The sequence below is a fragment of the Brasilonema octagenarum UFV-OR1 genome (assembly GCF_963888615.1).
Lineage (GTDB): Bacteria > Cyanobacteriota > Cyanobacteriia > Cyanobacteriales > Nostocaceae > Brasilonema > Brasilonema sennae.
Window position 1 is genome coordinate 1 of sequence record NZ_CAWPKW010000131.1, and the last position, 10,057, is coordinate 10,057.

At 42.3% G+C, this 10,057-nt stretch carries 7 protein-coding genes; 4 read left to right on the forward strand and 3 right to left on the reverse strand.

The genetic code is table 11. The features are described 5' to 3' along the window. Positions 1–19: 19 nt before the first annotated feature. Together AC5590_RS08970 and AC5590_RS08975 are read right to left on the reverse strand one after the other, a co-directional pair. Positions 20–142, reverse strand: coding sequence for a hypothetical protein (locus AC5590_RS08970; protein WP_282453090.1), 123 nt, complete (start codon positions 140–142; stop codon positions 20–22). Further along, positions 143–1,255 carry an S-(hydroxymethyl)glutathione dehydrogenase/class III alcohol dehydrogenase gene (locus tag AC5590_RS08975; protein ID WP_169268529.1) on the reverse strand — a complete coding sequence of 371 codons (1,113 nt, stop codon included), beginning with the start codon at positions 1,253–1,255 and terminating at the stop codon, positions 143–145. A gap of 229 nt (positions 1,256–1,484) precedes the next feature. On the opposite strand from AC5590_RS08975, the gene AC5590_RS08980 reads away from it, so the two are divergent. From AC5590_RS08980 to AC5590_RS08995, 4 genes are all read left to right on the forward strand, one after another. Beyond that, a complete protein-coding gene (locus AC5590_RS08980) occupies positions 1,485–2,768 on the forward strand; it encodes a valine--pyruvate transaminase (protein ID WP_169268530.1) in 1,284 nt (427 codons plus the stop codon). An 11-nt stretch (positions 2,769–2,779) separates the two neighbouring features. Next, entirely contained in the window at positions 2,780–3,424 is a 645-nt protein-coding gene (rimM, locus tag AC5590_RS08985; RefSeq protein ID WP_169268531.1) for a ribosome maturation factor RimM, read from the forward strand. Positions 3,425–4,748: 1,324 nt separating this feature from the next. Further along, positions 4,749–5,252 carry a hypothetical protein gene (locus tag AC5590_RS08990; RefSeq protein WP_498823069.1) on the forward strand — a complete coding sequence of 168 codons (504 nt, stop codon included), beginning with the start codon at positions 4,749–4,751 and terminating at the stop codon, positions 5,250–5,252. A 51-nt stretch (positions 5,253–5,303) separates the two neighbouring features. Continuing rightward, positions 5,304–7,916 carry a tetratricopeptide repeat protein gene (locus AC5590_RS08995; protein ID WP_348982779.1) on the forward strand — a complete coding sequence of 871 codons (2,613 nt, stop codon included), beginning with the start codon at positions 5,304–5,306 and terminating at the stop codon, positions 7,914–7,916. Between the two features lie 391 nt (positions 7,917–8,307). Here AC5590_RS08995 and AC5590_RS09000 read toward each other — a convergent pair whose 3' ends face one another. Further along, positions 8,308–9,513, reverse strand: coding sequence for an AAA-like domain-containing protein (locus AC5590_RS09000; RefSeq protein ID WP_169268533.1), 1,206 nt, complete (start codon positions 9,511–9,513; stop codon positions 8,308–8,310). Between the last annotated feature and the right edge of the window lie 544 nt (positions 9,514–10,057).

Sequence of the window (10,057 nt, forward strand, 5' to 3'; positions counted from 1 at the left end):
ACCCGTAAGGGCGGAAGGTTCAGCCGTCTGGTGCTGTAGGAGGGGAGGTAAGACCAAAACTTGGGCGAAAGTCTAAGTTGCGGCACTCCCCTGTGAGTACAGAAGCCCCACCATCCGCCAAAGGCAGGGTGGGGTAGTTCACCTAATTAAACGTCACTACACTGCGAATTGACTCACCCTTGTGCATTAATTCAAAAGCATCATTTATTTGCTCAATTGGCATCACATGGGTAATCAAATCATCAATATTTATCTTGCCCTGCATATACCAATCAACAATTTTTGGTACATCAGTGCGTCCTCTTGCACCACCGAAAGCTGAACCTTTCCACACACGCCCAGTCACTAGTTGAAAAGGACGGGTGCTAATTTCCTGGCCAGCACCAGCAACGCCGATAATCACGCTGACTCCCCAACCTTTGTGACAACATTCCAAGGCTTGGCGCATAATATTCACATTACCAATGCATTCAAAACTGTAATCTGCGCCGCCTTTAGTTAAGTCAACCAGGTAAGGAACTAAATCTCCTTCAACTTCCTTGGGGTTGACGAAGTGAGTCATGCCAAATTTTTCTGCCAGAGCTTTTTTGTTGGGATTGAGATCTACCCCCACAATCATATTTGCTCCTACCATCCGCGCCGCTTGGATGACATTCAAACCAATACCACCCAAACCGAAAACCACCACATTTGCTCCCGGTTCGACTTTTGCTGTATTGATGACTGCACCAACTCCTGTTGTCACGCCGCAGCCAATGTAACAAACTTTATCAAACGGCGCATCCTCACGAATTTTTGCCACGGCGATTTCCGGCAGTACCGTATAGTTGGAAAAAGTGGATGTCCCCATGTAGTGATGAATCATCTGGTTATCAATGGAGAATCGACTGGTACCATCAGGCATAACACCGCGCCCTTGAGTCGTGCGAATTGCCTGACAAAGATTGGTTTTCAGACTCAGACAATATTCACAACTACGGCATTCTGGGGTATATAGAGGAATAACATGATCTCCTGGCTTGACGCTAGTAACCCCTTCGCCCACCTCTACAACAATACCTGCGCCTTCGTGTCCTAAAATTGCTGGGAATAAACCTTCAGGATCTTTACCAGAAAGAGTATAAGCATCGGTGTGGCAAACTCCGCTGGCTTTAATTTCAACCATCACTTCCCCAGCTGATGGTCCTTCTAATTCAACTGTTTCAATACTTAAAGGCTTACCAGACTCGTAAGCTACTGCTGCTTTTACTTTCAAGGTTAGTTCTCCTCATCAGGAATTCAAAAGATGCCCTACAGGGACGCTACAGGTTAGTGTAACTGAGTTCTTTTGTTAAAGATGTCATGAAAATAAACCATCAATAACTAAAACATTTATATCTGAATAGTATTGCTGTACACGATAGTGCCATTGTGTAGTTACATTGGATATAAGCGCTAGCAGCTTTTTTGCTCACCATTAGATTACGTTTATTTTTTCATCGCCTATGAACCCTGCCCTGACTCAATTCGGCGTCCAGATGTCCAACCTGACTGGCGTTAGAGCCATTATGAAGGACATTGTTGAAACTTTACGAGCTCATACAGGGCAGCAGTTGATAAATTTGAGTGCTGGTAATCCCTTGATTTTGCCTGAGGTTGAACAGTTATGGCGGGATTGCACAGCACAATTGCTGGCTAGCCCAGAATATGGTGAAGTCGTTTGTCGCTATGGACCAAGTCAGGGCTATGTACCACTGATTGAAGCAATTGTTGAGGATTTTAATCGGCGATATAAGTTGAATTTGACTGAACGCAACATCCTTATCAGCCCAGGAAGTCAAACTCTCTACTTTTACGCTGCGAATTCTTTTGGGGGATACACCACCAGCGGTGAACTTAAGCAAATCGTTCTGCCACTCAGCCCAGACTACACAGGATACGGTGGTGTTTGCCTAGTGCCAGAAGCTTTAATTGCTTATAAACCTGCATTGGATATCGACGCCGCCGCACATAAGTTTAAATATCGCCCCGACTTTAGCAAAGTATCGATTACAGAGAAAACTGGTTGCGTGATCTTCTCTCGTCCCTGCAACCCCACTGGTAATGTCCTTAGCGATGATGAAGTGAAAAAAATCGCCGCCCTTGCAGCGCCTTACGATGTACCAGTGTTCGTTGACTCGGCATATGCCCCCCCATTCCCAGCGATGAACTTTACTGAAATGACACCAATCTTTGGCAATAACATCTTGCACTGCATGAGTTTATCAAAAGCTGGATTGCCAGGAGAACGCATTGGAATTGCGATTGGGGATGAACGGGTGATTCAAGTTCTAGAGGGTTTCCAAACAAATGCTTGTATCCACGCTTCACGCTACGGACAAGCGATCGCAGCGCGTGCTATTAACTCTGGTGCGCTGGCAGATATTTCTGTCCAGGTGATTCGCCCGTTTTATCAGAATAAGTTTACGGTTTTGGAAAACACGTTAAACGAAGCGATGCCCAATGATTTACCTTGGTTCCTCCATCGTGGTGAGGGGGCAATTTTTGCTTGGTTGTGGTTGCAGGATTTGCCAGTAACAGACTGGGAGTTATATCAAGAACTCAAGCAAGTAGGTGTTATAGTTGTTCCTGGTAGTACTTTCTTCCCTGGCTTAGAGGAAGAGTGGGAACACAAGCACCAGTGTGTCCGTATTAGCCTTACCGGAAGTGATGACGAAATTGCCACGGGTATGCAGCGTTTGGCAAAAGTGGTACAACAGGTTTATCAACGTGCTGCAGTGAGTGCTTAGTTGAGTGTTGAATGACAAACCGCAAGAACGTAGAGAAAAAGATAAGGAAGAAGGCAGATAAGGGAGATGCGAAAGCAACATCTTCCTCATCTTCCGCATTCCTCACTCCTGAAGGCTGGCTGGAAATTGGCACAATTGTGGCACCTCAAGGGTTGGATGGACAGATGCGGGTTTATCCTGATACGGATTTCCCGGAACGCTTTGAGGTGCCTGGAATACGTTGGTTGTTACGTCCTGATCAGACTGAACCAAAAACCGTAGAATTACTATCAGGACGTTATATACCAGGTAAAAATTTGTACGTAATTGAATTGGAGGGAGTGGAAGATCGCAACCAAGCAGAGGAGTTGCGCGGGTGTAAGTTGATGGTTCAACAGAGCGATCGCCCCCAACTACAAGAAGGTGAATATCACGTTATGGATTTGATTGGCTTGCCAGTTTTTATTCAGGAATCTGGTGAACTGCTTGGTGCAGTCGTGGATATTCTGCCTGCTGGTCATGATTTATTAGAAGTACAGTTGCATCAAGAAAAACAAGGGGAGAAAAGTCAAAAGAATCTTTTGATTCCGTTTGTCAAACCTATAGTACCAGTGGTGGATTTGGAAGCTGGTCGAATTGAAATTACGCCACCAGATGGGTTGTTGGAAATTAACTGATAAAGAAGCATAAACCCCCAGTAGTCTCGTGTAAGCCTTTTGTAACAGGTCTGGGGGTTTTTTATTGGAAACTGTATGGTGATGTATTGACCAGCACAATTTTTTGTAACTTGAATTCCAACTTTAGAAAGGGTTTTATAAAATACCGCAGCCTTAGTATTGGAACAGATATGTTGCTAATTCAGCATAAGCTCTCAGTGGCAGGTCTGGAAGCTTTTAATTGGAAACTGTGGATTATGTTGAGGCGCGATACGGACATGCGATCAGCGTAAGCGCAAAGCGCACGCTGCGCGAACGACTTATCGCCCGGTTTGTTTCGGATACCCCTCGCACCCTCTAACAGCTTTCTGAATACAAGCTCCTATCCCCTGTAATCCAATGTGATTGCGGGGGATTTATTTATTGTATACGTAAAAAATTCTACCTGTTTTGTGCACTGCCATCAGGGGGAGGGTATTCGTCAATACAGCTTTTTGTAACTTTAATTCCTGCTTTAGAAAGGGTCTTACAAATCCTTTCATCGTTAGTATTGAAACAAATGGAGTGTTTAATTGAAATGTTCATTCGGCATAAGCCCTCAGATCGTCACTGGGGGTTTTTTATTGGAAATTGTATAGTACTGTATTGAGCAGCACAGCTTTTTGTAACTTGAATTCTTACTTTAGAAAGGGTTTTACAAAATACGACGACGATAGTATTGGAACTAATGGTATTAACTAAGATGCAATTTGGCATAAGCCCCCAGTAGCAGGTCTGGGGGCTTTTAATTGGAAATTGTATAGTGCTGTATTAGTCAGCACAGCTTTTTGTAACTTGAATTCCAACTTTAGAAAGGGTTTTACAAATACGACGTTGCTAGTATTGGAACAAATGAGTTATGAATAGCGCTAATATAAGCCTCTAGATCGTCGCTGGGGGCTTTTTATTGGAAACTATATAGTGCTGTATTAGCCAACACTGCTTTTTGTAATCTAAACTCCTGCTTTAGACAGGGTTTGACAAATACCACGTCGCTAGTATTGGAATAAAAGAGTTATGAATAGCGCTAATATAAGCCTCCAGATCGTCGCTGGGGGTTTTTTATTGGAAACTGTATAGTGCTGTATTAGCCAACACTGCTTTTTGTAATCTAAACTCCTGCAATAGACAAGAATACGACGTTGCTAGTATTGGAACAAATGAGTTATGCACAACAGCGTTGGAACGAACCCCTTTTTAAGGCGATCGCCGCAGGCGTTCTGATCTTAACCGAACCGTATTGAGTCGTCGGGCTAAAAATTTATTAGCAAAAATGCGGAAAGTCGGGACGTACCTCTGTATAAAAATGTGTAACCTATATAAAAATCAACCCGTGTCTGAGGGATTTACAGGTATGACTGACCCCGTAACAACCTTAACAGCTTTTGCGATCGCTGAATTTGCCTTCAAAAAGTTTTTCGAGTCCAGTGTCGGTAAGCTGGGGGAAAAGTTCACCCAAACAGCGCTTACCAAGATGGATGAACTGCACCAGAAGATTCGGGATAAGTTACGCGGGAACCCTAGAGCCGAAAAAGCCTTGCAGGAAGTAGAAAAAGGCTCAAAAGACCATTTGAATAAACTGGCGTTTTATTTAGAAGATGAAATGAAGGATAACCCCGATTTTGCCGCACAGGTAAGCACTTTAGCTCAAGAAATCAAAGCGGGTAAAATTCAAGATAACAGCCACATGGTGATGAACATTGACGGGCAAAACAATACTGGCAACCAAAGCAAAAATGAAGTGACTAATCAAGGTGGCACAAGTTACATAGGTAACAATACCATCAACAATCATTACCAGCAACCTTGACTAGAGTCGTCCGGAGGGGAACGGACAAAGATAAATCCTGTTAGTTCTATTATCAACGAATTACCCCCTGAAACCCAGAATTGGCACGGGCGGATAGAGGAACTTGCCCAAATGCAAGAATGGTTGCAAGCGGATAACGTGCGTTTAATTGGCATTACCGGGACTGGTGGTTATGGCAAATCTTCCCTGGTTGCGAAAGTCTTTGCAACTGCACAAAGCTTTGAAAAGAAACTTTGGGCAACTTTTAGCCAAAATTACCCCTTTGCGGTTTGGGGACGCTGGTTATTGGAAAAGTTAGGCAAAGCAACACCTGAAAAAGAAGCAGATTTATTAACTGCAGTTTGTAATAATTTGCGAACAGGGCGCTATTTGCTGGTATTGGATAACTTAGAAACTCTGCTAGAGGCAAACGGAGAATGGCATGATCAAACTTACTATGACTTCTTGCTGCGGTGGTTGAGTAGCGATAGTAACACTGTAATTTTAGTCACTAGCCGCGAACAACCTCAATTACCGCCCAATACCCTGAATTACTGCCGTTGGTTGCCATTGAAAGGACTTTCAACCGATGCTGCGGTAGCACTGCTAGAAGGTTTAGATATTCAAGGTGCTGATTCAGAAATCAGAGAATTTGTCAAGCAAGCCGATGGACATCCTTTATTAATCAAGCTGGTGGCTGGAGTATTGCACGCTGATGAAGGAGATGTGGTTGATATCAGCGCTTTGAGACAAAATATCTTTGAGATTTTGGGGTTACATCGATACGACTCAGAAGCGAGTATTGGTAAGATTCTTGATGCCAGTATTGCCCGGTTAACGCCAAAGTTACAACAACTATTATTTAATTTAAGCGTATATCGTCCCGCTTTTAACGCCACAGCCGCAGCCGCACTTTTACCAGAACAAGAAGTGACACAAGCGGATTTGCGGGGATTAGCTAAACGTTCGCTATTGCAAGAAAACAAACTAGAAAGCGGTTGGGTATTTGAGTTTCAGCCCTTAATTTTGGCTTATCTGAAACAGCAAGCGGGTGATTTAACCGAAGTACATGAAAGAGCGATCGCCTACTATCAATCTATCGCTACAGAATCTTGGCACACGATAGAAGATATCACACCACAACTAGAAATTTTTTATCACCTGTGTGAACTTAAGCAATATCGACAAGCTAATAACATTCTTTATTTCTGCCACAATTTTTTGGATTTGAGAGGATATTACACTACCATTATTGAATTATCTAGCCGACTAGAAAAGGAATGGCAACCAAGTAACCAAGATGAAAATAGTGAATTTGCATATGTTCTCACATCTTTGGGTAATGCTTACCAATTTTTGGGACAATACCAAATTGCGATTGATTACCATCATCAGTCACTGGCTATTTTTCTTGAGATAGGCGATCGCAAAGGTGAAGCTATTTCTCTAAATAATTTGGGCAATGCTTACAATTTCTTGGGACAATACCAAATTGCGATTGATTACCATCATCAGTCACTGGCTATTAAACTTGAGATAGGCGATCGCACACGTGAAGGTGGCTCACTATGCAATCTAGGAAATGCTTACCGTTCCTTGGGACAATACCAACAGGCAATTGATTACTATCAGCAAGCATTAATAGTTTTAGGAGAAACTGGTCAGCGTGAATTTCGAGCCAATTCTCTAGCTGGTTTGGGCAATGCTTACAATTCCTTGGGACAGTACCAAATTGCGATTGATTACTCTCAGCAGTCACTGGCTATCTTTATTGAGATAAGCGCTCGTAGAAGTGAAACTGCTTCTCTAAATGATTTTGGCAAAGCTTACAATTCCTTGGGACAATACCAAAAGGCGATTGATTACCATCAGCAGTCACTGGCTATTTCTCTTGAGATAGGCGATCGTAAAGGTGAAGCTACTTCTCTAAATAATTTGGGCAATGCTTACCGTTCCTTGGGACAATACCAACAGGCTATTGATTACTATCAACAAGCATTGATAGTTTTACGAGAAACTAATCATCATGATTTTCGAGCCAATTCTCTAACTGGTTTGGGTAGTACTTACTATTCGTTAGGACAATACCAACAGGCGATTGATTACTATCAGCAGTCACTTGCTATTTCTCTTGAGATAGGCGATCGCAAAGGTGAAGCTGCTTCTCTAAATAATTTGGGCTGTGCTTACCAATCTTTGGGACAATACCAAAAAGCGATTAATTTCTATCAGCAGTCACTGGCTATTAAACGAGAGATAGGCGATCGCAATGGTGAAGCTGCTTCTTTGACTAATTTGGGCTGTGCTTACCAATCTTTGGGACAATACCAAAAGGCGATTGATTACCATCAACAGTCACTTGCTATTAAACTTGAGATAGGTGATCGCAAAGGTGAAGCCCAGTCACTTCAAAATCTTGCCCAGCTTTATTATTTAACAGGCAGAATTAAGGAAGGTTACGCAGCTGCTTTTCAAGCCACTCAAATTCAAGAAGAACTAGAACTTCCTATTGAGGCTTGGGCTATACCTAAGTGGCAATACTCAATTGCTAAATTTGCTCAACGTGGTAAATTACAGTTAGGTTTATGTTTTCTTTTGGGGTTTTTCGCTTTCCCCTTTGCCCTAGTTTTCATTGTGTCGGTGATGTTGTGGCGCGTGGGAAAATCTCAATTACTGCGGCGTTGAAAGTTTTTTCCAAAGGGCGTAACTCAAATCTTGCACTTTATCGGTGAGTACGCCTTGAACTAAAGTTCAAGGCTAATAGATCAAGTCCGTTAAAACGGACTCAAAGACTTACCCAGTCCGTTTTAACGGACTTTGGTTTTGAGCCAAGAAATTTATTTCTTGGCGGACGAATACTATGGTGCAAGATCTGAGCCTGCAACTAGCGGCTTCGTAGTCAGCAAAATATGAAAGAAACACCTTTTTCCCTTACACCCCTACACCCTTACACCCCTGTGTTTCGTAAGCAAGTATTCAAAATTAATCACGTCTTTAACTATAGTTAACATAACTATCGCAGAGTGATGGTATAGTAGCAGGGCTGTCCATAAGCTGATTTCGGTGGATTGCATTCCTAGTTCAATGAAAGGCTAGTAAGGCTTCTGGAAAACTTTTTGGTAAAGCTGACTTGGGTTAATTGTCTACTCACCCATTCAGAATTGAAGACACTACGGTAGATGGGATTTTTCATTTTAAGATAGCCGTCGCGCTTTTCAACCAATCCGGATAGTAAAAGTTCTGTCTGTTCTCGACTGTCGTCGGTACGTACACCAGATGTTTGACTTTCTTCTGCTTGCAACACTTGCTTTATAACACTCAACAATCGGACTGCACGCTGTTTGTTAAAAAGTAGGCGATCGCGAATCGTGTGGAGGTGTTCTAGATCGTCTTTTACCTCCCAGTGTTGGATAATATGCGTTTTCACCAATTGTTCTACCCATAACGCTTCTGTGTTTCTTGGTAAATCAATTGTTTTTTTAGATGTTTTTAAGGCAGTTTGAACTATTAACTGACAAAGTTTTTGGGTAAGAAATGGCTGTCCTCCTGTCCAGTAGATAATCTCTCGCATAACAGTTTCGCTTTGGCTAATCGCTTCCTCTAACCTTTGAACCAGAGGAGTGACTTCATGCAATTCAAAGTCATGTAACTCTATTGGGATACCAATATTAAAAACTGTGGGGTATTTGTCATAAATTAGATCAGATGGACTGGCTACCCCAAATAGTGCAAATCCCAAGCGTTGAAAATTCGGCTTGTCTGCCTGCTGATTGTAGCAATGAGAAATCCAAGCAAAAAAGTCATTGACAGGAAAATTTAAACTTAACAGACTCTCAATCTCATCAATGAAGATAAAAATGCGTTTGGCTTTGCCGTCTTTGCGAGATTTGCTTTGAATATGTATCAACAAGACTTCTTCCACAAACTGGTGTAATTTTTGCACCGAAGAAGTACCTGCTTGTATATCCCACCATTTTTGGAAATTGACTTGTTGCGCTATATTTAAGCTGTGGAACAAGCTAAAAATAACGCTTTTATACCATTGTTCTTGTGTAAGATTATTGGTAGCCAACCTGTTAATGTCCAAATAAAGGCATTCATAGCCTTCTTCGCTTAGACGAGAAATTGTCCGCTGTAGTAAAGATGACTTACCCATCTGGCGAGAGTTTAAGACATAACAGAAATCGCCAGCTTTCAAGCTAGCATAAAGTTGATCGTCTGCCTGACGAACAACATATGAAAGATCGTCATTACGAAGGCTACCAGCAACTTGATACGGCATATTAAGTTGTTATTAGAAAACAAAGAGATTGAAAACAAAGAGATTGAATCAGCAGTAACAACAAGCTAGGACACTCGAACCTCTGTTTCAAATACTTACGGAGAATCGGTGTGATTAAATTCATACATAAGGTCAGTAAACAAAAAAGTTTTTTATAAACCCTGCTGTGTGCATATTTCAGCCTTTATCGACTAGTTATATCCAATAGCAGCTCTTTGAGGCGGTGTCCGCCCTCCGGGCGGACACCAAGGTTGCTGCATTTTATTCCAGTCAGAATGCTAGGGATTTTTTAAAACTTCCTTTTCCCAACCTTATGCGCTAAACATATCAATAAAAAATAAGGAACTTATAGGGATGCTAAATTTTTTCTCAAACGACTCTGGCTCAAATAGTAGATTCATTCTCAGCCGACAAATTCCATCAGATCGCGCGAGCGATCGCCCTTATTAACTTGTGAATTAGCTTCGTCTTAGTAGTTCCCTGTTCCCCGTTCCCTGTTCCCTGTTCCCTGTTCCCTGTTCCCTGTTCCCTGTTCCCTGTTCCC